This window comes from Citrobacter sp. Cpo089 (assembly GCF_030332695.1).
Classification (GTDB): domain Bacteria; phylum Pseudomonadota; class Gammaproteobacteria; order Enterobacterales; family Enterobacteriaceae; genus Citrobacter; species Citrobacter portucalensis.
The window spans coordinates 91,348-114,316 of record NZ_JAOWHJ010000062.1 but is presented as its reverse complement, the minus strand read 5'-3'; the positions used below and the strand labels follow the sequence as shown (position 1 = coordinate 114,316).

The window sequence follows — 22,969 nt, the reverse complement described above, 5'->3', positions numbered from 1 at the left end:
GCCTACGGTTTACGCGTTCTTCAGCACTTCGCTGACGATCTCAACCGCTTCTTTTTCGATCTGCTTGCGATGTTCTTCACCGAGGAAGCTCTCGCAGTAGATTTTGTAAGCGTCTTCCGTACCTGACGGACGTGCGGCAAACCAGCCGTTGTCAGTCATCACTTTCAGACCGCCGATAGAAGCACCGTTACCCGGTGCCGCCGTCAGACGTGCGGTGATCGGATCGCCCGCCAGCGTGCTGGCGCTCACCATTTCCGGAGACAACTTAGACAGCGCCGCTTTCTGTGCGGAGGTCGCGCTTGCTTGCAGGCGGTTGTAGCTCGGCGCACCAAAGCGGGCAGCCAGTTCGTTGTAGTGCTCCTGCGGATTCTTACCGGTCACTGCGGTAATTTCTGCCGCCAGCAGGCACATGATGATGCCGTCTTTGTCGGTTGACCACGGTGTACCGTCGAAACGCAGGAAAGATGCCCCCGCGCTCTCTTCACCACCAAAGCCAAAGCTGCCGTCGAACAGACCGTCAACAAACCATTTAAAGCCAACCGGCACTTCGACCAGTTTACGCCCTAAATCATTCACCACACGGTCAATCATCGCCGAGGACACCAGCGTCTTACCAACGGCAACGTCTTTGCCCCACTGCGGACGATGCTGGAACAGGTAGTTGATCGCCACCGCCAGATAGTGGTTCGGATTCATCAGCCCCGCCGGGGTGACGATACCGTGACGGTCGTAGTCTGGGTCATTGGCAAAGGCCAGATCGAACTTGTCGCGCAGCGCCAGCAGGCCCGCCATCGCGCACTCGGAGGAGCAGTCCATGCGGATTGCGCCATCTTTGTCGAGATGCATGAAACGGAAAGTCTGATCAACGTGATCGTTAACGATAGTCAGGTTCAGGTTGTAGTGCTTAGCAATACGCTTCCAGTATTCGATACCGGAACCGCCCAGCGGATCGACACCCAGCGTCAGACCCGCTTTCTGGATCGCCGCCATGTCGACGATGTCAGCCAGTCCTTCAACAAACGGCTGAACCAGATCCTGCTCTTTTACATGACCAGATGCCAGCGCCGCGTCCAGCGACATGCGCTTCACGCCTTGCAGACCATCAGCCAGTAGCGCGTTGGCTCTGTCTTCCACCACTTTGGTGACGTTGGTATCGGCCGGACCACCGTTTGGCGGGTTGTATTTAATGCCGCCATCTTCCGGCGGGTTGTGGGACGGCGTGATCACAATGCCGTCAGCCAGCGGGCCGCCTTTTTTGTTGTGGACCAGGATAGCATTCGACACAGCAGGGGTTGGCGTAAAGCCGTTATTTTCCTGCACGATGACGTCAACGCCGTTCGCCGCCAGCACTTCCAGTACAGAGATGAAAGCCGGTTCAGACAGCGCGTGGGTATCCTTGCCCACATAGCACGGGCCAGTAATCCCGTTTTTCGCACGTTCTTCAGCAATCGCCTGAGCGATAGCCAGAATATGCGGCTCGTTAAAACTATGACGACCTGCACTGCCGCGATGTCCGGACGTACCGAACTTAACGGCGTGCTCAGCGTTCCCTGCCGTTGGTTTCAGTACATAGTACTGTGCCGTCAGTTGGGCGACGTTAATCAAATCACTCTGTTGCGCAGGTTGACCTGCGCGGTTGTGGATTGCCATTGCCTGGTCCTTCTAATGCAAGGATTAAATTGTTCCGCAAACCTTTTCAATCAATTCCGCGGGGAATTGCATTGACTGCATGATGTGTTCAACCATGCTGCATTTACGGCCGGTATTGGTGTTGGTGATCACCCAGTACGGCGTGCCTGGCACGTGTTTCGGTTTGGTTTGATTACCATTTTTCAGCAGCGTCTGTTCATCTGCTGCAAAATAAACGCGCGTACGGCCATGCAACGATTCCGTTGCTTCGGCAAACGCGTTTTGATCCAGTGAATAGAGTGTAGACAGCACCAGCATAAAGCGATTTACTGCTTTCTTCTGTTCCGCGTATTCGTCGGACAGCAGCAGTTCACGCATCGCGCGCACTTTATCTTTTACGGGGTTAACCGGCTTAGCTTCCACGACAGGTTGCACAGCGCGGACTTCTTTGACTATCGGAGTGACAGGCTGTGATGCGGCGGAAAATTTCAACATACGCCGTAAAATGTCGGATGCGCTCTCGCCAATATGCTTGGTGTGGCTGGCAATATAGCTATAGAGTTCATCATCAACTTCAATCGTTTTCATCTTAATCCAGTGCAGTGTTTAGCTGAATACAAGTTGTCGGGTCAACACACGTAGTGTAAAGGCAAATCCCAACAGCGGATAGCGTCAAGCCTGGTGGCCAGCAAAACTCAGAGTAACCGTAGTTGTTGCAGCCATGTGGCAGAATGGTCAACATGATACCCTAACCCGTGAGTGTGAAAAAAAGAACTTTGCCATGAAATTGAATATCCGAGCGCAATCTGCGCAAAACCTGCACAATAATTCTCCCATCGTCCTGGTTCACGGCCTGTTTGGCAGTCTGGATAACCTGGGGATCCTGGCGCGCGATCTGGTGGTCGATCACGATATCATCCAGGTCGATATGCGAAATCATGGCCTCTCCCCTCGTTCCCCTGAGATGAATTATCCGGCCATGGCGCAAGATTTGCTGGATACGCTGGACGCTCAGCAAATAGAAAAGGCGACCTTTATTGGTCACTCGATGGGGGGAAAAGCCGTCATGGCATTAACCGCGCTGGCTCCTGATCGTATCGATCGACTGGTGGCCATTGATATTGCACCGGTCGACTATCAAGTTCGCCGTCACGATGCGATCTTTACCGCTATTAATGCCGTAACCGATGCCCAGGTCACTTCGCGTCAGCAGGCGGCCAGCGTCATGCGTCAGCATCTGCATGAGGAAGGCGTAATCCAGTTTCTGCTGAAATCTTTCGTCGACGGCGAATGGCGTTTTAACGTTCCCGTGCTGTGGGATCAGTATCCTCATATCGTCGGTTGGGAAACCATTCCTGCGTGGGAGCACCCGGCGCTGTTTATCCCTGGCGGCAACTCACCGTATGTTACCGAAGCGTATCGCGAACAGCTGCTGGCGCAATTTCCGCAGGCTCGGGCGCATGTTATTGCTGGAGCCGGTCATTGGGTGCATGCGGAAAAACCGGAGGCGGTGCTGCGCGCCATCCGTCGTTATCTGAACGAACAGGCTAACTGATTAAAAACTCAGCGTCTGCGCGCGATTACGCGCGTGGGCGTTGGCGTGTCACCCCTGCTGATGTATTATGGCGCGCTATCCATCCGGGCAGACGCCTGGCTGATTGTTTCCCCGAAGTCACCAAGATCATGGCCAAAGAACAAACGGACCGTACGACATTAGATCTGTTCGCGCAGGAGCGTCGCCCGGGACGACCCAAAACTAATCCGCTCTCGCGTGATGAACAGTTACGTATTAATAAACGTAATCAGCTTAAACGCGATAAAGTTCGCGGGCTTAAGCGTGTCGAACTGAAACTGAACGCTGATGCCGTTGACGCTCTGAACGAGCTGGCTGAGGCGCGCAACATGAGTCGCAGTGAACTCATCGAAGAGATGCTGATGACCCAACTCAGCACATTGCGCGGTCAGGCATAGTCTGAATTTCTGCTCTAAATCATAAATCGTGTAGCACAGAGTGCAGTCCTGCGTGTTTGCTGTTTCCGCATGCCTGACTGTTCTGCTATGATTGCCCTTATCCGTGGGCAATGCGCCACCACCATTTCAATAAGTTTCAAGAGGTTATTTAACTCATGGCAATCACTGGCATCTTTTTCGGCAGCGACACCGGTAATACCGAAAACATCGCAAAAATGATTCAAAAACAGCTTGGTAAAGACGTTGCCGATGTTCATGACATTGCAAAAAGTAGCAAAGAAGACCTCGAAGGTTATGACATTCTGCTGCTCGGCATCCCAACCTGGTACTACGGTGAAGCGCAGTGTGACTGGGATGACTTCTTCCCTACCCTCGAAGACATTGATTTTAACGGCAAACTGGTTGCATTGTTCGGCTGTGGCGACCAGGAAGATTACGCAGAGTATTTCTGCGATGCGTTAGGCACAATTCGCGACATCATCGAACCGCGCGGTGCAACCATCGTTGGTCACTGGCCGACTGCGGGTTATCACTTTGAAGCGTCTAAAGGCCTGGCTGACGACGACCACTTTGTCGGTCTGGCTATCGATGAAGATCGCCAGCCAGAACTGACAGCAGAACGCGTAGAAAAATGGGTTAAGCAGATCTCTGAAGAGCTGCACCTCGACGAAATCATTAATGCCTGATTTCGTGCGGCGTAGATTTCCATCTGCGCCGCATCAATAGATAAAACCAATCAAAATAATTGCTACAAATTTGTAACTTTTTCGTCTGACCCTGTACAATGGCTGGATGCCAATCGGGTGTTGCACAGTGTGTTTGTCGGCGATACCACGTTTTGATTAACAATATATGCCAGAGACTTGCAGTTTTCATTTAGCCATGGCAGTTCTATAATGATACGCATTATCTCAAGTGCAATTTCTGTCACTTCTGTTAATGAAGTGAATCGTTTAGCTACAGGACAGATTCCGCATGACTGACAACAATACCGCATTAAAGAAGGCTGGCCTGAAAGTAACGCTTCCTCGTTTAAAAATTCTGGAAGTTCTTCAGGAACCGGATAACCATCACGTCAGTGCGGAAGACTTATACAAACGCCTGATCGATATGGGTGAAGAAATTGGTCTGGCGACCGTGTATCGCGTGCTGAACCAGTTTGATGATGCCGGTATCGTGACCCGCCATAATTTTGAAGGTGGTAAATCCGTCTTCGAACTGACTCAACAGCATCATCACGATCACCTCATCTGCCTTGACTGCGGCAAAGTGGTCGAGTTCAGCGATGATTCCATCGAAGCGCGCCAGCGTGAGATTGCGGCTAAACATGGCATTCGCTTAACTAACCATAGCCTCTATCTTTACGGTCACTGCGCCGAAGGCGATTGCCGCGAAGATGAGCACGCCCACGACGGCAAATAATGTAATGCTTTCTGAAAAGCCAACCCTCCGGTTGGCTTTTTTTATGGGCGTTACCTGCCCTTTTCCCCTTCCCTCCGCTCCTGTGTTGCTTTAATGTAAAAATCAATTGCCCCTTCCGGAGAGTCGAAATGGAACTTCGCCAGCTACGCTATTTTGTGCGCATTGTAGAAACCGGCAGCATGGGTAGCGCGGCGCTCGATCTCAATATCGGGGTTTCGGCACTCAGCCAGCAAATGTCGCGTCTGGAAAACGAACTCGCTATTCGCCTGCTGCAACGCACCTCACGAGGCGTGACACCCACCAGCGCCGGGCTGGCTTTTTACTCCCAGGCGCAGCTGGCGCTTCGTCACGCAGACGACGCGATCCTCGCCGCACGCGAGTCCCGACTTTCCGGGCACGTCAGCGTCGGCATGGCTCCCAGTACCGCTTCCGTTCTCGGAATGCCGTTTATCAACGCCATGCAGGAAAGCTACAGTGATGTCCGTCTGCATGTGGTGGAAAGCCTCTCTGGCAATCTGGAGCGGATGATTAATACCCGCCAGATTGATCTGGCTGTCGTGTTTCAGAAAGAAAAGATCCTGCGCTGGAGCGCCATACCGATTCTCGAAGAGCGGCTGTTTTTGATTGGGACTCATGCCTTACTGGCTGATATTGCCGATGACAATATTGCTCCAGCCCAGCTGGCAAGTATCCCATTGATAATGCCAAGCCCGGGCCACGGTCTGCGCGGCAGGCTGGAAGCGATTTGTCAGGAACACGCGCTGAACATTGAGATCGCCACGGAAATTGATGGTCTGGCGCTACTCATGCGTGCCGTGCGCAGTGGCATTGGTGCCACTCTCCAGCCCGGCGCGGCAATTTCCCATCTCGATAAAGAGACGCTAAGAGTGATCGGCGTCCACAATCCAATACTTAGCCGCCCCAACTTTCTGGTGAGTCTCTCAGACGATGAACTCACCCCGGCAGGCCTCGCGGCCCGTGTGGTGCTGACGAAAGTGATGCATCAACTGGTGGAAGCAGGAAGCTGGCCTGGCGCCATCCTTTACAATAACTAAAGTACCGTTTAGCACTACGTCATAGCGCCCGCACAAGCTGCGCGTATACATTTCAATTACAAATTTAACAATTAGTTAAATGGTAATGGAGTATACGATGGTTGATGTTCTGGTGATTGGCGGTGGCAATGCTGCCTTATGCGCTGCCCTTACCGCCCGGGAGCAAGGCGCTTCCGTTTTACTACTCGAAGCGGCTCCCCGGGAATGGCGTGGGGGAAATTCCCAACACACGCGTAATCTGCGCTGTATGCATAATGCGCCGCAGGATGTGCTGGTGGAAAGCTATCCGGAAGAGGAGTTCTGGCAAGACCTACAGCGCGTAACTGAAGGAAATACCAACGAAGCCCTGGCGCGTCTGGTGATCCGTACCTCATCACAGTGTCGCGACTGGATGCGCCAGCACGGCGTCAATTTTCAGCCCCCACTATCTGGCGCTCTACACGTGGCGCGAACCAACGCTTTTTTTATGGGGGGCGGTAAAGCTCTCGTGAATGCCTATTATCGCAGCGCAGAAAAGCTGGGCGTGCAAATCCGCTATAACACACCGGTGCAGGCGCTTGAACTGCACAACGGCGAGTTCGTGGCGGCGCTGGCAGGCAAAGAGCGTATCACAGCGAAATCCTGCGTGCTTGCAGCTGGCGGATTCGAATCTAACCGGGAGTGGTTGCGCGAAGCCTGGGGGGAAAATGCCCGCGGCGAGTGGCCTGCGGATAACTTTCTAATTCGCGGCACGCGTTTTAATCAGGGCGTACTGCTCAAATTTATGATGGATGCTGGCGCAGACATTATCGGCGATCCCTCCCAGTCACACTGTGTGGCAATTGATGCCAGAGCGCCATTATATGACGGCGGGATTTGCACCCGCGTGGACTGCGTTTCGCTCGGTATTGTGGTGAACCGGGACGCTGAGCGTTTTTATGATGAAGGTGAAGATTTCTGGCCCAAACGCTACGCCATCTGGGGACGTCTGGTCGCTCAACAGCCAGGACAGATTGGCTACTCCATCATCGACAGTAAAGCTATCGGACACTTCATGCCTCCGGTCTTTCCTGGCACGCAGGCCAATACGCTGGCTGAACTGGCCTTTCAGTTAGGACTGGATGCCGAACGCTTTACCCACACCGTGACAGAGTACAACAACGCCTGCCAGCCAGGTCAGTTCGACCATACCGTTCTGGATAACTGCGCCACTAAAGATTTGCTACCCGCGAAAACGCATTGGGCGCGACCGCTGGATCAACCGCCTTACTACGGCTACGCCCTGCGGCCAGGAATCACCTTCACTTATCTTGGGTTAAAAGTGAACGAACGCGCCGCTGTACATTTTGCAGGGCTTCCAAGCCGTAACCTGTTCGTCGCCGGAGAGATGATGGCGGGCAACGTGCTGGGCAAGGGTTACACCGCAGGCGTGGGGATGTCGATCGGCACGACCTTTGGCCGCATTGCCGGAAAAGAAGCCGCGCTGGCCGCACGTAAGGAGACACGTCATGAAGCAGCTTGAGAAACTGATCATCGAAGCGCAAATTATCACCGAACCGGAAGCGGAAGTTGAACGCGTGATGCAGGTGTGTAACGCCTGCCGCTATTGCGAAGGCTTTTGCGCCGTGTTCCCGGCCATGACTCAGCGTCTGGAATTCGGTAAAGCGGATATCAATTATCTGGCAAACTTGTGCCATAACTGCGGCGCTTGCCTGCACGCGTGTCAGTATGCCCCGCCTCATGAATTTGCCATCAACGTGCCGAAGGCGATGGCGGAAGTCCGGCTCGAAACCTATCAGCATTACGCGCAGCCCGCCGCTTTTGGAGCGCTATATCGTCGCGCAGGCGTAACCGTGACGCTGGCGCTGGTATTCGGTCTGATCCTGTTTTTACTCCTCGCTATAGGTTTGAAAGGTTCACTATTACATCCACCGCTGGCCGGGGATTTCTATCAAATTTTCCCGCATAACCTGCTGGCCTGGATGTTTGGTTCGGTCTTTGTTCTGGCGATCGGTTTGCTGATGGCAGGCGTGATCCGCTTCTGGCGCGAGATTTCTCCGGGCATGCCGCGTTCCGCCGAGATTGCTGAAGCCTCACACAATGCGCTGACGCTGAAGTATCTCGATGGAGGCCATGGCAAAGGTTGTAACGAAGCGGATGATGCTTTCACCCTGATGCGTCGCCGTTTCCACCACTTCACCTTCTACGGTTTTCTGCTCTGCTTTGCCGCCACCGTGGTGGCAACAGGCTATCACTACTTTGCCGGCATAGAAGCACCCTACCCGTTCTTCAGCGTTCCGGTCATGCTGGGCACGTTGGGTGGCATTGGCCTGGTTGTCGGCCCGGCTGGCTTGCTATGGCTTAATCTCAGGCGCTCACCGCTACACGGCGACGCCCGGCAAAAACCGATGGATCGCGGTTTTATTTTGCTGCTGCTGCTGACCAGTCTGACCGGTCTGGCGCTGCTGGCAGGAAGAGATACCTCATGGATGGCTATTTTACTGGCCATTCATCTCGGCGTGGTCATGGCGCTTTTTCTGACCATTCCTTACGGAAAATTTGCCCACGGATTTTACCGCTGCGCAGCCTTACTCAAATGGGCGATTGAGAAACGGCGCGGCAAACAGGCGGGAGTCTCAGGCGACTAACCCGCAAACTCTTACCTCTATAAATATTATGATAAGACAGTGGAGCAAACCCAATGACACAACAACCATCGCGCACCGGAACTTTCGGCGCAATACTGCGGGTAACCAGCGGTAATTTTCTCGAACAGTTCGACTTTTTTCTGTTCGGTTTTTACGCCACCTATATCGCCAGGACTTTCTTTCCTGCGGAGAGTGAATTTGCCGGGCTCATGTTGACCTTTGCGGTTTTCGGTTCGGGTTTTTTAATGCGGCCCGTTGGCGCAATCGTGCTGGGTGCTTATATCGACAGAATTGGTCGCCGCAAAGGACTGATGGTGACGCTGGCGATCATGGGCTGTGGGACCCTGCTGATTGCCCTGGTTCCCGGTTATCAAAGTATTGGCCTGCTGGCTCCTGTGCTGGTATTAGTCGGTCGATTATTGCAGGGCTTCTCTGCGGGCGTAGAGTTGGGCGGCGTTTCGGTTTATCTTTCTGAAATCGCCACGCCTGGCAATAAAGGTTTCTACACCAGCTGGCAGTCCGCCAGCCAACAGGTTGCCATTGTGGTGGCAGCGCTGATTGGCTACGGCCTGAATGCCACGCTGGGGCACGATGAAATCTCTGAATGGGGCTGGCGCATTCCGTTCTTTATTGGTTGTATGATTATTCCGTTGATCTTCGTCCTGCGCCGCTCGCTTCAGGAAACGGACGCATTTTTACAACGTACACACCGTCCCGACACCAGGGAAATTTTCACCACTATCATCAAAAACTGGCGTCTGATCTCAGCGGGTACGCTGCTGGTGGCGATGACCACAACGACGTTTTACTTTATTACCGTCTATACCCCGACCTATGGCAGGGCTGTACTCCATCTGAGCGCTCGCGACAGCCTGGTCGTCACCATGCTGGTCGGTATTTCTAACTTTATCTGGCTGCCGATTGGCGGAGCGATTTCTGACCGAATTGGTCGCCGCCCGGTATTGATGGGGATTACCGTACTCGCTCTGATCACCACCTGGCCGGTCATGCACTGGCTCACCGCCGCGCCAGATTTTATGCGCATGACGTTGGTCCTGCTTTGGTTCTCGTTCTTTTTTGGTATGTACAATGGGGCAATGGTCGCGGCACTCACCGAAGTGATGCCTGTCTATGTCCGTACGGTGGGTTTTTCACTGGCCTTCAGTCTGGCTACGGCGATTTTTGGCGGTCTGACACCCGTCATATCCACGGCACTGGTTCAGCTAACCGGAGATAAAAGCTCACCGGGATGGTGGCTGATGTGCGCGGCACTTTGCGGACTCGCCGCCACGGCAATGCTGTTTGTCCGGCTGAGTCGGGGTTATCAACCAGTGGAAAATAAGCTCTGAAATGCAAACGGGCGGAAAATTCTCCGCCCGTTGTCTTTTTCATTTTTTGAATTACTGTGCGGCATTCTTGCTGCGAATTTCCTGCCAGACCTTATCACAATCAGCATTAACGTACTGACCGTTACCCGTGCGCGTGGCCTGGATACACTGCTGATAATCCAGCACACGTACGCTTTCTTCATTGGCAAACTGCTGGTGCTGTTTTTCTTTCTTCAGTACATTCAACACGCTTTGGCAGGCTTCTATTTTTTCCGGCGATCCTTGAGCGGTATTAATACACGCGCTGTAGGCTTCTTTCAGACGGCTGTCCTCTTTCGGCGCAGGAGATTGCGCACACGCCACCAGCCCTGATGCCATAACGGCAATGAGTATCAGTTTTTTCATAGCACTTTCCTCAACGAAGCGGCAGGCCCCTGGCCTGCCGCTGTTGGCATTAGAAGATGGTGAACGGAGCAATAACGATGAACTTCACGTCGCGCTCATCCTGGAACATGTTGCCGTAGCCACCGCCCCAGCTCGGAATGTCTGAATGGTTGTCGTACTGAGTGAAGTGCAGCTTAAACATGGTGCCCTTCGCACGACCATCCTGCAGGGTGTAGACCGCATCCAGGCTGTAAGAAGATTCTTCGATAGTCCGGTTTTTGTCGTAGTACGCATCCGGGTTAAGCTGCCAGGTTGATGGCTTAGCATCCCATGCGTAAACGTAGGACGCGCCTACCGCCCAGCCCGGCAGATTCCAGTTCTTCAGGTCATACATTGCGCCGAAGAAGACTGCCTTTTCACCGTTGGCGTTGAAGTCAGAACGGTTATCCCACCAGACATCCAGACGACCGTTTGAAGAGGCATAGGTTGGGGTCATACGCTGCAGGAAGTAACCCTGCTGGCCGTCCGCTTTAACCCAGGTCCCTTCCAGACGAAGGTCAACGACTTCTGCCACTTTGTAGCCAAAGGTCAACGCCTGCAACCAGGCTGTGCCATCATAAATATCGTTCACGGTACGATCATCAACCTTGTCGCGTGCACCGTAGAACTGGTAGCTGGTGGTAAATGGGTTACCGCCTAAATCGAATTTGTAGCTGGCTTTTGCGAAGTACTGATCGACGTAACCTTCAGACTGACCAAATGCCGCTTCCAGCAACAGGTTATTTTTGAAGTCATATTTCGCGCCAATTGAGTGCAAGTAATCAACGCTGGTCTTTTTATCAGCCTGATAGAATTTATCGACTTCGGTGTGCCACGGTGCTTTATATTCGTTAGCCCACATATAGGAGAAGCTCAGCGCGCCAGCATCACCATAGTCGAAGTTGGCACCGGCTTCAGCACCCTGATAGGTACCTGGCATAAAGCTCCAATGCGGTGCCAGCAGAGTCTGCCCGGTTGGTTGAATGTAACCGGCGCGCGCCCAGGTTGGGCCGTATTTAAATTTGGCTGCTGCTTTATAAAGGCTAATCCCGCTCTTATCTCCGGAGTAATCCTCGTCATAGCCTTTATTTTTGGAAGAGAATGCGATTTCGTTTGGATGGCCGCTTTCGCTACTTTCGTTCATTTCAATAGCGGTAAATGCTGCGATATCAATACCAAACATATCGGCCGCATAACCGGACTGGAAGTCGAGGTTAGCGTTCCAGGTGGAGTGAGAAAGGTTGGTTTTGTATTTGTCATGATCGGTCACATCTTTACGGTCACGCTCACGCTGCCAGTAATAGATGCCGCCGGTTAAGGTTGAGTCATCAATAAATCCTTCGGCGTGTACCTGGGGAGCAACAACAAAACCCGACATTGCTGTGATACCGGCGATAGCCAGCGCCAGCGTACTACGTTTGCCACTAAACGTACGCATATGTTAATCCTCTTTGACGTATAAAATGCTGCCGACAAAAGCGGACAGCGAAAAAACAAAAAATAAAAAAAGTAGCGCTAAGAAAACCTCAGTGACTACAATGAATAGACTATTTTTCGCGACGCGAATTATCAATCTCTTTCTGTAACGAGTATGTAATAGTATGAGCAACCGCACATATTTCATTGCTTTCTGTTACATTTTCATTGGAAGATAAAAAAGCGTTGAAAAATGAAGAAAGCGCTTGTTTTCCATGGAGATGAAATCGGTTTCAGCCCATTTCACATTGAGGTAAGTTATTTAAACGCAAAAACATTCAGCTAAGCCATTATTACAAGCATGTAATTAATTCGCTCCGCAAATGGAGCTCGTTACACGGTTTTTTTGCGAAAAAAACGCCGCATGAAGCGGCGTTTAGACAGGATGTGTTGCGGCTTATTCGCCCGCTTTAGCCCACGTATCACGCAGACCAACGGTACGGTTAAACACCAGCTTTTCAGCCGTTGCATAACGGCTGTCCAGGCAGAAGTAACCTTCACGCTCGAACTGGAACGCTTTACCTGCAACCGCTGCCTGCAGCGACGGCTCACCGTAACCCTGCTTAATGACCAGCGATTCAGGGTTAATAACAGACAAGAAGTCTTCCGCCGCACCTGGATTTGGCACGCTAAACAGACGGTCGTACAGACGGATTTCAATCGGTAGCGCATGGGACGCGCTCACCCAGTGAATAACGCCTTTGACTTTACGACCATCGGCCGGGTCTTTGCTCAGGGTGTCGGCATCGTAGGTGCAGAAAATGGTGGTGATATTTCCTTCCGCATCTTTCTCAACACGTTCGGCTTTGATCACATAAGCATTACGCAGGCGTACTTCTTTGCCCATCACCAGACGCTTGTACTGCTTGTTCGCTTCTTCACGGAAGTCTGCGCGATCGATCCAAATTTCACCGCTAAATGGCACTTCACGGCTGCCCATTTCCGGTTTGTTCGGATGGTTAGGCATGGTGACCAATTCGCTTTCGCCCTGCGGATAGTTTTCGATAACCAGTTTAACCGGATCGATAACCGCCATCGCGCGCGGGGCGTTTTCGTTCAGATCTTCGCGGATACAGGATTCCAGAGAAGCGATCTCAATGGTGTTGTCTTGCTTGGTCACGCCAATGCGTTTGCAGAACTCACGGATCGCGGCAGCGGTGTAACCGCGACGACGCAGGCCAGAAATCGTCGGCATACGCGGATCGTCCCAGCCTTCAACGTGCTTGTCGGTCACCAGCAGGTTCAGCTTGCGCTTGGACATCACGGTATATTCCAGATTCAGGCGCGAGAATTCGTACTGACGCGGATGAACCGGAATGGTGATGTTGTCCAGCACCCAGTCGTACAGACGACGGTTATCCTGGAACTCAAGCGTGCACAGGGAATGCGTAATGCCTTCCAGCGCATCGCTGATGCAGTGGGTAAAGTCGTACATCGGGTAGATGCACCACTTGTTGCCGGTCTGGTGGTGTTCGGCGAACTTAATGCGGTACAGCACCGGATCGCGCATCACAATAAACGGCGACGCCATGTCGATTTTCGCACGCAGGCACGCTTTACCTTCTTCAAAACCACCGGCACGCATTTTTTCGAACAGCGCCAGGTTCTCTTCGACGCTACGATCGCGGTACGGGCTGTTTTTGCCTGGCTGAGTCAGCGTGCCGCGGTATTCGCGGATTTCGTCCGCTGACAGTTCGTCAACGTACGCCAGTCCTTTATTAATAAGCTCTACCGCATAGGCGTGAAGCTGATCGAAGTAATCCGAAGAGTAGCGAATATCGCCAGTCCAGTGGAAACCTAACCATTCAACGTCGTTTTTAATCGACTCAACGTACTCGATATCTTCTTTAACCGGGTTCGTATCATCAAAACGCAGGTTGCACTGGCCCTGGTAATCTTGCGCAATGCCAAAGTTCAGACAAATGGATTTCGCGTGGCCAATGTGCAGATAGCCATTTGGCTCCGGCGGAAAACGGGTATGGATAGTGGTGTGCTTACCACTGGCCAGATCTTCATCGATGATCTGACGAATAAAGTTACTCGGGCGGGCTTCAGCCTCACTCATCGTGGATTCCTCAAAGCGTAAACAACGTATAACGGAGTATGATCTTATAAGCGACGTCAGGAGACAACTATTAGTTGCACAAAAAAGGTGTTTCAACAGGATATATGAGGGCATTTGCTGCAAAAAAAAGCGGCGGAGGAATATCCCCCGCCGCTTAAGGCACTTAACTCACTTTACTCAGGAGCAGTTATTTACCTTTAATCTCATATAGTGGTGTTTGACCGGCAACCACATGACCTTCGGCTTTAATAACCAGAGCGCCGAAATCATCGCTGTTGCTGCACACAACCGGGCTTATCATGGAACGTGCGTTAGCGTTCAGGAACTCCAGATCCATTTCCAGAATCGGTTGGCCTGCAGTAACTTCCGCACCTTCTTCGACCAGACGCTTGAAGCCTTTACCTTCCAGCGCTACGGTATCGATGCCCATATGGACCACGATTTCCGCGCCTTTAACCGTTTCCAGGCAGAACGCATGGTTAGTGTTGAAGATTTTCACGATGGTGCCCGCAGCCGGAGCAACCACGATTTTATCCGTTGGTTTCACTGCCACGCCGTCGCCTACAGCTTTACTGGCGAAGGCTTCATCAGGAACCTGTTCCAGCGCAACTACGTCACCAGTAATCGGAGAAACCAGCGCTTCAACGGTGACTGCATTCGCTACAGCCTGCGGTTTTGCTACTGGGGCCGCTGCTGCTGGCGCACTTTCACCAGATGCTGCTGCCACTGGGCCACGCGCGACAACTTTCTTCATTTCGTCGCCGATGGATTCGGCTTTCGCACCCACGATGACCTGGATAGTTTGCTTGTTCAGCTTGACTACTCCAGATGCACCTAAACGCTTACACATCGCATCGTTTACGCGACCGGAGTCGGCAACAGTCAGACGCAGACGAGTGATACAGGCATCAATCGCTTTCAGGTTATCAGTACCGCCAACCGCTGCAATGTAGTTGGTTGCCAGTTGAGCCAAACCTTCTTCAGTGTTGCTGTTGGCTTCTTCAGTAACGATATCGTCTTCTTTATCTTCGCGGCCCGGCGTTTTCAGGTTAAACATACGAATAACCGCGCTGAACAGCACAAAGTAGATAACGAAGAACACCAGCCCCATCACCACCAGCATCCAGACGTTCTGGCTTGCTGCCGGCAGGTTGTACATCAACACGTAGTCGATAGCACCTGCGGAGAAGGAGAAGCCTGCGTGGATCCCCAGCAGTGTTGCAACGAACAGGCTGATACCCGTTAACAGTGCGTGCAGGAGGTACAGCAGTGGAGCCAGGAACATGAACAGGAATTCCAGCGGCTCGGTAACACCGGTCAGGAACGCGGTGATCGCAACGGACAGCAGCATACCGCCAACCATCGGACGACGAGCTTTAGGAGCCGCGAAGTACATCGCCAGCGCCGCACCCGGCAGACCAAACATCATGATTGGGAAGAAGCCAGACATGAACATACCCGCAGTGCCGTCACCCGCGTAGAAGCGGTTGATGTCACCGTGGAATACGGTACCTGCAGCGTTAGTAAATTCGCCAATCTGGAACCATGCGATGGTGTTCAGCACCTGATGCAGACCGGTTGGGATCAGCAGACGGTTGATGAAACCAAAGATACCGGAACCCAGCGCACCAGCGCCCACGATCCACTCACCACCCGCATGGATGGCATTCTGTACCGGCGGCCATACGTAACCGAAGATAGCAGCCAGCACCAGACAGAAGAAACCAGTGGCGATCGGCACAAAGCGTTTGCCGCCAAAGAAGCTCAGGAAGTCAGGCAGTTTGATACCAGACCAGCGGTTATACACGGCACCGCCGACCAGACCGGTGATGATACCAGCCAGCACGCCCATATTGATTGCAGGGTTAATGGTAACCATTGCTTTGGTCAATATGAAATAACCGACCGCACCTGCCAGCGCTGCCGCACCTGCGCTGTCTTTTGACCAGCTGGAAGCAACACCGATCGCAAAAATTAACGCGAGGTTATCAAAGATGGCCCCACCCGCTTGCGCGATGAAGGGTACGTTAAGTAAATCTGGTTGGCCGAATCGCAGCAGCAGTGCCGCGACTGGCAGCACAGCGATGGGGAGCTGTAACGCCCTACCCAGCCGCTGGAAAAAACCTAAAATATTCATTTTATTCCCCCTACGAGACCCCGATTAGGCTTCTTTGAAGCCATATTTTTATTGTGCGACCATTCCTGACAGCAAGATTCTGGAACAACGATATTAACCATTCATCTACATTCAGAGTGTGTGAAAAATTAATTCGTATCGCAAATTAAACGCGTGTTTTTTGTGATTCCAGTCACCAAATATCGTTATTAACCCTCCCTTTCACTGGCTAACTACGAAAACTTATTTTATCATTCAAAAAATCGAAACGGATTGATCCTTACCGATGCAAAACCAGGTTACGCTTATTACTGCACAGAGACTCAATCCGCCAATTGCTTACATTTACTTTTGAGGTGAAGAATGAGACTGATCCCCCTGAATACCGCTGAACAAGTCGGCAAATGGGCTGCTCGCCATATCGTTAACCGTATTAACGCGTTCAAACCAACGGCAGATCGTCCGTTCGTTCTGGGCCTGCCGACTGGCGGTACTCCGCTGACAGCTTATAAAGCATTGGTTGAAATGCACAAAGCGGGCCAGGTGAGCTTCAAGCATGTTGTTACTTTCAACATGGACGAATATGTTGGCCTGCCGAAAGAGCATCCGGAAAGCTACCACAGCTTTATGCACCGCAATTTCTTTGATCACGTTGATATTCCAGCAGAAAATATCAACCTCCTCAATGGTAACGCGCCGGATATTGATGCAGAATGCCGTCAGTATGAAGAAAAAATCCGTTCTTACGGTAAAATCCACCTGTTTATGGGCGGTGTAGGCAACGATGGTCACATCGCGTTCAACGAACCAGCTTCCTCTTTGGCTTCCCGTACCCGCATCAAAACGCTGACTCACGACACACGTGTTGCTAACTCACGCTTCTTTGACGGCGACGTAAGCCAGGTGCCTAAATATGCGCTGACCGTTGGCGTGGGTACCCTGCTGGATGCTGAAGAAGTGATGATCCTGGTTCTGGGCCACCAGAAAGCACAGGCGCTGCAAGCCGCCGTTGAAGGCAACGTTAACCACATGTGGACCATCAGCTGCCTGCAGTTGCATCCAAAAGCCGTTGTGGTCTGCGATGAGCCTTCCACCATGGAACTGAAAGTGAAGACGCTGAAATACTTCAACGAGTTAGAAGCGGAAAATATTAAAGGTCTGTAATTGATGTCTCCGCCCTGTCGATAAGTTGCAGGGCGGCATTTTTTTGAAATCGGGGGTCGGAATGTATGCTTTAACCCAGGGCCGGATCTTTACCGGTCACGAAATTCTTGATGACCATGCGATTGTTGTCGCCAATGGCCTGATCGACAGCGTTTGCCCACTGGCTGAATTACCGTCAGGGATTGAACAGCGCTCACTGAATGGGGCCATTGTTTCCCCCGGTTTTATTGATGTACAGCTGAACGGCTGCGGCGGTGTGCAGTTTAATGATACGGCAGAAGCCGTGACCGTTGAAACGCTGGAAATCATGCAGAAAGCCAATGAAAAATCTGGCTGCACCAACTATTTGCCAACGCTTATCACCACCAGCGATGACCTGATGAAACAAGGTGTTCGCGTGATGCGTGAATACCTGGCGAAACACCCGAATCAGGCATTAGGTCTTCATCTTGAAGGCCCGTGGCTGAACCTGGTGAAAAAAGGCACCCATAATCCGGGATTTGTCCGTCAGCCAGACGCTGCGTTGGTTGATTTCCTGTGCGATAATGCGGATGTGATCACCAAAGTCACACTGGCACCAGAAATGGTCCCGGTAGAGGTCATCACCAAACTGGTGAATGCGGGTATCGTGGTTTCTGCGGGTCACTCCAATGCAACGGTAAAAGAAGCAAAAATCGGATTCCGTGCAGGTATTACCTTTGCAACGCACCTGTTCAACGCGATGCCGTACATTACCGGCCGCGAACCCGGTCTGGCGGGCGCTATTTTGGATGAAGCCGATATCTACTGCGGTATCATCGCCGATGGCCTGCACGTTGACTACGTTAACATCCGTAATGCTAAGCGCCTGAAAGGCGACAAGCTGTGCCTGGTCACTGACGCAACCGCGCCAGCAGGTGCAAACATTGAACAGTTCATTTTCGCTGGTAAAACAATATACTACCGCAATGGACTGTGTGTTGATGAGAACGGTACGTTGAGCGGTTCATCATTAACCATGATTGAAGGCGTACGCAATCTGGTCGAGCATGCAAATATCGCCCTCGACGAAGTCTTACGCATGGCAACGCTCTACCCTGCTCGCGCCATCGGCGTCGACAAACAACTCGGCAGCATCGCGCCAGGCAAAGTAGCCAACCTGACTGCGTTCACGCACGACTTTAAAATCATCAAGACCATCGTTAATGGCAACGAGGTCGTTACTGAGTAAGAGAAAGAATGACACCAGGCGGACAAGCTCAAATAGGTAATGTTGATCTCGTAAAACAGCTTAACAGCGCGGCGGTTTATCGCCTGATTGACCAGCATGGGCCAATCTCGCGAATTCAAATTGCCGAGCAAAGCCAGCTTGCCCCCGCCAGCGTAACCAAAATTACGCGTCAGTTGATCGAACGCGGGCTGATCAAAGAAGTCGATCAGCAGGCCTCCACCGGGGGCCGCCGCGCTATCTCTATCGTCACAGAAACCCGCAATTTCCACGCCATCGGCGTACGCCTGGGTCGCCACGACACAACGCTCACGCTCTATGATATGAGCAGTAAAGTGGTTGCTGAAGAGCATTACCCTCTCCCGGAGCGCACCCAGGAAACGCTGGAATATGCTCTGCTCAACACCATTGCCATCTTTATTGAGAACTGCCAGCGGAAAATCCGTGAGCTGATCGCAATTTCTGTCATCTTGCCAGGCCTTGTCGATCCTGAAAGCGGCGTCATCCGCTATATGCCACACATTCAGGTCGAAAACTGGGGACTGGTCGAAGCGCTCGAAAAACGCTTCAAGGTTACCTGCTTTGTCGGTCACGATATCCGCAGTCTGGCGCTGGCCGAGCACTATTTCGGGGCAAGCCAGGATTGCGAAGACTCCATTTTGGTGCGTGTGCACCGCGGAACCGGGGCGGGAATTATTTCTAATGGCCGAATTTTTATCGGTCGCAATGGTAACGTGGGTGAGATTGGTCATATTCAGGTAGAGCCGCTGGGTGAGCGCTGTCACTGCGGTAACTTCGGCTGTCTGGAAACCATTGCCGCCAATGCCTCCATCGAACACCGCGTGCAGAACTTATTGAAACAGGGTTATCCAAGCCGGCTCACGCTGGATGATTGCAGCATCAAAGCTATCTGTAAGGCGGCAAATAAAGGCGATAATCTGGCAGCAGAAGTTATTGAGCACGTTGGTCGCCACCTGGGTAAAACTATCGCCATTGCCATCAACCTGTTTAACCCGCAAAAAATCGTCATTGCGGGCGAAATTACCGAGGCGGATAAGGTGCTGCTGCCTGCGATAGAAAGCTGTATCAACACGCAGGCGTTGAAAGCGTTTCGCCATAATTTACCGGTGGTTCGGTCCACGCTGGATCACCGCTCCGCCATTGGCGCCTTTGCGCTGGTGAAGCGCGCAATGCTCAACGGGACATTGCTGCAACGTTTGCTGGAAAGCTAATGCTCTCATATAGTAGTCGATTACTATCAGACTCATAACGAATTCCCTGGGTAGTCCATGGCCATTAAGAATGTAATTTGTGATATCGACGGCGTGCTGATGCACGACAATGTTGCTGTACCGGGTGCGGCAGAATTTTTGACTGGGATCCTGGAAAAAGGTTTGCCGTTAGTCCTGCTGACTAACTACCCTTCGCAAACCGGGCAAGATCTGGCAAACCGCTTCGCCACCGCGGGTGTGAATGTCCCTGATAGCGTCTTTTATACTTCCGCGATGGCTACCGCTGATTTTCTTCGTCGCCAGGAAGGGAAAAAGGCCTACGTGGTGGGTGAAGGCGCGTTAATTCACGAACTGTATAAAGCTGGATTTACCATTACCGACGTGAACCCCGATTTTGTGATTGTTGGCGAGACACGTTCCTATAACTGGGACATGATGCATAAAGCAGCCTATTTTGTCGCCAACGGCGCGCGTTTTATCGCCACTAACCCGGATACCCACGGTCGCGGCTTTTATCCCGCCTGTGGAGCACTCTGTGCCGGTATTGAGAAGATCTCAGGTCGTAAACCGTTTTATGTCGGCAAACCCAGCCCGTGGATTATTCGCGCGGCTCTCAACAAAATGCAGGCGCACTCGGAAGAAACCGTTATCGTTGGTGACAACCTGCGTACCGATATTCTGGCTGGTTTTCAGGCGGGTCTGGAAACTATCCTGGTACTGTCTGGCGTATCCAAGCTTGATGATATTGACAACATGCCGTTCAGACCAAGCTGGATTTACCCATCCGTTGCTGAAATAGACGTCATTTAATCTCTTTAGCCGGATAACAACATCTGTAAGTTATCCGGCCTGAAAAATACATCCATTCAATAAAATCACCACTTCACTGTTGATTCATCAATAATAGCGCTCATTACATAATCTTTTTTCACCAATCCACAATGACTATTGCGTTTTTTATTTTCTGACCCGTAATTCGCTTGCGCCCTCTCCAGCTTTGCGGCATTTTCTTTATCAAGCAAACATAAAAAGCATCACGCAACAGGTTAACGGAGAAGGTTATGTGTTCTATTTTTGGCGTATTCGATATTAAAACTGACGCAGTTGAACTGCGTAAAAAAGCCCTGGAACTGTCTCGTCTGATGCGCCACCGCGGCCCGGACTGGTCAGGTATTTACGCCTGTGATAACGCCATTCTGGCGCACGAACGTCTGTCCATCGTCGACGTCAATGCCGGTGCTCAGCCGCTGTACAACATGAAGAAGACACATATCCTGGCGGTTAACGGTGAAATTTATAACCACCAGACACTGCGTGCTGAATACGGCGATCGCTACCAGTTCCAGACCGGTTCCGACTGCGAAGTTATCCTCGCGCTGTATCAGGAAAAAGGACCCGCTTTCCTCGATGACCTGCAAGGGATGTTCGCTTTTGCCCTGTACGACAGCGAGCAGGACGCCTACCTGATCGGTCGTGATCATATCGGGATCATCCCGCTGTATATGGGTTACGACGAGCACGGTAACTTCTACGTTGCGTCTGAAATGAAAGCGCTGGTTCCTGTCTGCCGCACAATCAAAGAATTCCCGGCCGGTAGCTATTTGTGGAGTAAAGACGGTGAAATTCGTCAGTACTACCAGCGCGACTGGTTTGAATACGATGCCGTCAAAGACAACGTTACCGATAAAAACGAGCTGCGCCAGGCGCTGGAAGATGCGGTGAAAAGTCACCTGATGTCAGATGTTCCTTATGGAGTTCTGTTGTCCGGTGGTCTGGATTCATCCGTCATTTCCGCGATCACTAAAAAATACGCGGCACGCCGTGTTGAAGATCAGGAACGTAGCGAAGCCTGGTGGCCACAGCTGCACTCCTTCGCCGTCGGCCTGGAAGGCGCTCCGGATCTGAAAGCTGCGCAAGAGGTGGCGAACCATCTGGGGACCGTGCACCATGAGATCCACTTCACCGTCCAGGAAGGTCTGGATGCGATCCGCGACGTGATTTACCACATCGAAACTTACGATGTCACGACGATTCGCGCCTCGACGCCAATGTACTTAATGTCGCGTAAAATTAAAGCGATGGGCATTAAAATGGTGTTGTCGGGTGAAGGTTCGGACGAGGTGTTTGGCGGCTACCTCTATTTCCACAAAGCGCCAGATGCAAAAGAACTGCACGAAGAAACTGTACGCAAGCTGCAAGCGCTGCATATGTTCGACTGCGCCCGTGCCAACAAAGCCATGTCGGCCTGGGGCGTGGAAGCTCGTGTGCCTTTCCTGGATAAGAAATTCCTTGATGTGGCGATGCGCATCAACCCGCAGGATAAAATGTGCGGCAACGGCAAAATGGAAAAACACGTTCTGCGCGAATGTTTTGAGTCCTACCTGCCGGCAAGCGTCGCATGGCGTCAGAAAGAGCAGTTCTCTGATGGTGTCGGTTACAGCTGGATTGACACGCTGAAAGAGGTGGCTGCAGAACAAGTTTCAGACCAACAACTGGAAACTGCCAGCTTCCGTTTCCCATACAACACGCCATCGTCTAAAGAAGCGTATTTGTACCGTGAGATTTTCGAAGAGTTATTCCCGGTAGCAAGCGCTGCCGAATGCGTGCCTGGCGGGCCGTCGGTTGCCTGTTCTTCTGCCAAGGCGATCGAATGGGATGAGGCGTTTAAAACCATGAACGATCCGTCTGGCCGCGCCGTTGGCGTACACCAGTCCGCTTATAAATAAGTTAATCCTTAGATAAGAGCCCTGCGGGGCTCTTTTTTTATGTTTGTTTTCTGTGCAAAAAAACAATTAATAACTAATAATTGCCGAATATTGCGTCATGCTGTTCGCAACCTAACCAAACAGTCACATTCCAGCTATTTTCAATGAAAAAGGGGTTGACGCTTCAAGGCTCAATACGCATAATGCGCCCCGCAACGCCGATAAGGTTACGCGAAAAAAAGATGGCTACGTAGCTCAGCTGGTTAGAGCACATCACTCATAATGATGGGGTCACAGGTTCGAATCCCGTCGTAGCCACCATCTTTTTTGCGGGAGTGGCGAAATTGGTAGACGCACCAGATTTAGGTTCTGGCGCCGCAAGGTGTGCGAGTTCAAGTCTCGCCTCCCGCACCATTCACCCGTAAGCGTTGCACGGATGGGGTATCGCCAAGCGGTAAGGCACCGGTTTTTGATACCGGCATTCCCTGGTTCGAATCCAGGTACCCCAGCCATTTTTTCTTCGATATAGCGGTTCACCGCAACGGTCAT

Annotated in this window: 20 protein-coding genes and 3 tRNA genes; 17 read left to right on the top strand and 6 right to left on the bottom strand. The window is 52.0% G+C overall.

The genetic code is table 11. The features are described from left to right. Nucleotides 1-9 precede the first annotated feature (9 nt). Nucleotides 10-1,650, bottom strand: a complete 1,641-nt coding sequence (pgm, locus tag OGX92_RS13970; protein ID WP_016152262.1) for a phosphoglucomutase (alpha-D-glucose-1,6-bisphosphate-dependent) — start codon at nt 1,648-1,650, stop codon at nt 10-12. Between the two features lie 24 nt (nt 1,651-1,674). Continuing rightward, the gene (gene seqA / locus OGX92_RS13965) at nt 1,675-2,217 is read right to left on the bottom strand and encodes a replication initiation negative regulator SeqA (RefSeq protein WP_003022848.1); all 543 of its coding nucleotides are present in this window, start codon (nt 2,215-2,217) and stop codon (nt 1,675-1,677) included. Nucleotides 2,218-2,410: 193 nt separating this feature from the next. Here seqA and ybfF point away from each other — a divergent pair, with 193 nt between their 5' ends. The 9 genes from ybfF to OGX92_RS13920 all read left to right on the top strand — a co-directional run bounded on the left by ybfF (nt 2,411) and on the right by OGX92_RS13920 (nt 10,053). Next, the gene (gene ybfF, locus OGX92_RS13960) at nt 2,411-3,184 is read left to right on the top strand and encodes an esterase (protein WP_284969376.1); all 774 of its coding nucleotides are present in this window, start codon (nt 2,411-2,413) and stop codon (nt 3,182-3,184) included. 128 nt (nt 3,185-3,312) lie between these two features. Beyond that, nucleotides 3,313-3,600 (top strand): LexA regulated protein, encoded by a 288-nt coding sequence (gene ybfE / locus OGX92_RS13955; RefSeq protein ID WP_003831362.1) that lies wholly within the window; start codon nt 3,313-3,315, stop codon nt 3,598-3,600. Nucleotides 3,601-3,755: 155 nt separating this feature from the next. Beyond that, nucleotides 3,756-4,286, top strand: coding sequence for a flavodoxin FldA (fldA, locus tag OGX92_RS13950; protein WP_003022839.1), 531 nt, complete (start codon nt 3,756-3,758; stop codon nt 4,284-4,286). Nucleotides 4,287-4,496: 210 nt separating this feature from the next. Then, on the top strand, nt 4,497-4,583 hold the full coding sequence (locus tag OGX92_RS13945) for a ryhB-regulated fur leader peptide (RefSeq protein WP_100247215.1): 87 nt from the start codon (nt 4,497-4,499) through the stop codon (nt 4,581-4,583). Next, a complete protein-coding gene (gene fur / locus OGX92_RS13940; RefSeq protein ID WP_003022836.1) occupies nt 4,576-5,022 on the top strand; it encodes a ferric iron uptake transcriptional regulator in 447 nt (148 codons plus the stop codon). Before OGX92_RS13945 ends, fur begins: the two co-directional genes overlap by 8 nt. Nucleotides 5,023-5,150: 128 nt before the next feature. Beyond that, on the top strand, nt 5,151-6,077 hold the full coding sequence (gene tcuR, locus OGX92_RS13935; protein WP_003831357.1) for a tricarballylate utilization LysR family transcriptional regulator TcuR: 927 nt from the start codon (nt 5,151-5,153) through the stop codon (nt 6,075-6,077). 97 nt (nt 6,078-6,174) lie between these two features. Beyond that, complete coding sequence (tcuA, locus tag OGX92_RS13930; RefSeq protein ID WP_284969378.1) at nt 6,175-7,578, top strand: FAD-dependent tricarballylate dehydrogenase TcuA; 1,404 nt, start codon at nt 6,175-6,177, stop codon at nt 7,576-7,578. After that, nucleotides 7,565-8,704 carry a tricarballylate utilization 4Fe-4S protein TcuB gene (gene tcuB, locus OGX92_RS13925; protein ID WP_193135159.1) on the top strand — a complete coding sequence of 380 codons (1,140 nt, stop codon included), beginning with the start codon at nt 7,565-7,567 and terminating at the stop codon, nt 8,702-8,704. The genes tcuA and tcuB overlap by 14 nt, the downstream gene beginning before the upstream one ends. Nucleotides 8,705-8,757: 53 nt before the next feature. After that, nucleotides 8,758-10,053, top strand: a complete 1,296-nt coding sequence (locus tag OGX92_RS13920) for an MFS transporter (RefSeq protein WP_218667556.1) — start codon at nt 8,758-8,760, stop codon at nt 10,051-10,053. A gap of 51 nt (nt 10,054-10,104) precedes the next feature. On the opposite strand, the gene OGX92_RS13915 is transcribed toward OGX92_RS13920, so the two are convergent. The 4 genes from OGX92_RS13915 to nagE form a co-directional block, all read right to left on the bottom strand. Next, complete coding sequence (locus tag OGX92_RS13915) at nt 10,105-10,437, bottom strand: ChiQ/YbfN family lipoprotein (protein WP_286586672.1); 333 nt, start codon at nt 10,435-10,437, stop codon at nt 10,105-10,107. Between the two features lie 49 nt (nt 10,438-10,486). Beyond that, entirely contained in the window at nt 10,487-11,893 is a 1,407-nt protein-coding gene (gene chiP / locus OGX92_RS13910) for a chitoporin ChiP (RefSeq protein ID WP_003831346.1), read from the bottom strand. Nucleotides 11,894-12,328: 435 nt separating this feature from the next. Further along, entirely contained in the window at nt 12,329-13,996 is a 1,668-nt protein-coding gene (glnS, locus tag OGX92_RS13905) for a glutamine--tRNA ligase (RefSeq protein WP_063940704.1), read from the bottom strand. Nucleotides 13,997-14,183: 187 nt separating this feature from the next. Further along, nucleotides 14,184-16,133, bottom strand: coding sequence for a PTS N-acetyl glucosamine transporter subunit IIABC (nagE, locus tag OGX92_RS13900; protein ID WP_003831342.1), 1,950 nt, complete (start codon nt 16,131-16,133; stop codon nt 14,184-14,186). 342 nt (nt 16,134-16,475) lie between these two features. Here nagE and nagB point away from each other — a divergent pair, with 342 nt between their 5' ends. From nagB to OGX92_RS13860, 8 genes are all read left to right on the top strand, one after another. After that, nucleotides 16,476-17,276 carry a glucosamine-6-phosphate deaminase gene (gene nagB / locus OGX92_RS13895; protein WP_003022803.1) on the top strand — a complete coding sequence of 267 codons (801 nt, stop codon included), beginning with the start codon at nt 16,476-16,478 and terminating at the stop codon, nt 17,274-17,276. Nucleotides 17,277-17,337: 61 nt separating this feature from the next. Beyond that, nucleotides 17,338-18,486 (top strand): N-acetylglucosamine-6-phosphate deacetylase, encoded by a 1,149-nt coding sequence (gene nagA / locus OGX92_RS13890; protein WP_003831339.1) that lies wholly within the window; start codon nt 17,338-17,340, stop codon nt 18,484-18,486. Nucleotides 18,487-18,494: 8 nt separating this feature from the next. Further along, a complete protein-coding gene (nagC, locus tag OGX92_RS13885) occupies nt 18,495-19,715 on the top strand; it encodes a DNA-binding transcriptional regulator NagC (RefSeq protein WP_286586671.1) in 1,221 nt (406 codons plus the stop codon). Nucleotides 19,716-19,772: 57 nt separating this feature from the next. Next, nucleotides 19,773-20,525 (top strand): ribonucleotide monophosphatase NagD, encoded by a 753-nt coding sequence (gene nagD / locus OGX92_RS13880; protein ID WP_003022792.1) that lies wholly within the window; start codon nt 19,773-19,775, stop codon nt 20,523-20,525. Nucleotides 20,526-20,776: 251 nt separating this feature from the next. After that, on the top strand, nt 20,777-22,441 hold the full coding sequence (gene asnB / locus OGX92_RS13875) for an asparagine synthase B (protein WP_003831332.1): 1,665 nt from the start codon (nt 20,777-20,779) through the stop codon (nt 22,439-22,441). A 223-nt stretch (nt 22,442-22,664) separates the two neighbouring features. Beyond that, a tRNA-Met gene (locus OGX92_RS13870) sits at nt 22,665-22,741 on the top strand. 8 nt (nt 22,742-22,749) lie between these two features. Beyond that, a tRNA-Leu gene (locus OGX92_RS13865) sits at nt 22,750-22,834 on the top strand. A gap of 23 nt (nt 22,835-22,857) precedes the next feature. Further along, a tRNA-Gln gene (locus OGX92_RS13860) sits at nt 22,858-22,932 on the top strand. The last annotated feature ends 37 nt before the right edge of the window (nt 22,933-22,969 follow it).

What these genes read in the sequence shown, in the direction of transcription:
- tcuB (WP_193135159.1), top strand. Translation starts at nt 7,565, where the DNA reads ATGAAGCAGCTTGAGAAACTGATCATCGAAGCGCAAATTATCACCGAA.
- ybfF (WP_284969376.1), top strand. Translation starts at nt 2,411, where the DNA reads ATGAAATTGAATATCCGAGCGCAATCTGCGCAAAACCTGCACAATAAT.
- nagD (WP_003022792.1), top strand. Translation starts at nt 19,773, where the DNA reads ATGGCCATTAAGAATGTAATTTGTGATATCGACGGCGTGCTGATGCAC.
- OGX92_RS13920 (WP_218667556.1), top strand. Translation starts at nt 8,758, where the DNA reads ATGACACAACAACCATCGCGCACCGGAACTTTCGGCGCAATACTGCGG.
- pgm (WP_016152262.1), bottom strand. Translation starts at nt 1,650, where the DNA reads ATGGCAATCCACAACCGCGCAGGTCAACCTGCGCAACAGAGTGATTTG.
- ybfE (WP_003831362.1), top strand. Translation starts at nt 3,313, where the DNA reads ATGGCCAAAGAACAAACGGACCGTACGACATTAGATCTGTTCGCGCAG.
- nagB (WP_003022803.1), top strand. Translation starts at nt 16,476, where the DNA reads ATGAGACTGATCCCCCTGAATACCGCTGAACAAGTCGGCAAATGGGCT.
- chiP (WP_003831346.1), bottom strand. Translation starts at nt 11,893, where the DNA reads ATGCGTACGTTTAGTGGCAAACGTAGTACGCTGGCGCTGGCTATCGCC.
- OGX92_RS13945 (WP_100247215.1), top strand. Translation starts at nt 4,497, where the DNA reads ATGATACGCATTATCTCAAGTGCAATTTCTGTCACTTCTGTTAATGAA.
- nagE (WP_003831342.1), bottom strand. Translation starts at nt 16,133, where the DNA reads ATGAATATTTTAGGTTTTTTCCAGCGGCTGGGTAGGGCGTTACAGCTC.
- asnB (WP_003831332.1), top strand. Translation starts at nt 20,777, where the DNA reads ATGTGTTCTATTTTTGGCGTATTCGATATTAAAACTGACGCAGTTGAA.
- fur (WP_003022836.1), top strand. Translation starts at nt 4,576, where the DNA reads ATGACTGACAACAATACCGCATTAAAGAAGGCTGGCCTGAAAGTAACG.
- nagA (WP_003831339.1), top strand. Translation starts at nt 17,338, where the DNA reads ATGTATGCTTTAACCCAGGGCCGGATCTTTACCGGTCACGAAATTCTT.
- nagC (WP_286586671.1), top strand. Translation starts at nt 18,495, where the DNA reads ATGACACCAGGCGGACAAGCTCAAATAGGTAATGTTGATCTCGTAAAA.
- OGX92_RS13915 (WP_286586672.1), bottom strand. Translation starts at nt 10,437, where the DNA reads ATGAAAAAACTGATACTCATTGCCGTTATGGCATCAGGGCTGGTGGCG.
- tcuA (WP_284969378.1), top strand. Translation starts at nt 6,175, where the DNA reads ATGGTTGATGTTCTGGTGATTGGCGGTGGCAATGCTGCCTTATGCGCT.
- fldA (WP_003022839.1), top strand. Translation starts at nt 3,756, where the DNA reads ATGGCAATCACTGGCATCTTTTTCGGCAGCGACACCGGTAATACCGAA.
- glnS (WP_063940704.1), bottom strand. Translation starts at nt 13,996, where the DNA reads ATGAGTGAGGCTGAAGCCCGCCCGAGTAACTTTATTCGTCAGATCATC.
- seqA (WP_003022848.1), bottom strand. Translation starts at nt 2,217, where the DNA reads ATGAAAACGATTGAAGTTGATGATGAACTCTATAGCTATATTGCCAGC.
- tcuR (WP_003831357.1), top strand. Translation starts at nt 5,151, where the DNA reads ATGGAACTTCGCCAGCTACGCTATTTTGTGCGCATTGTAGAAACCGGC.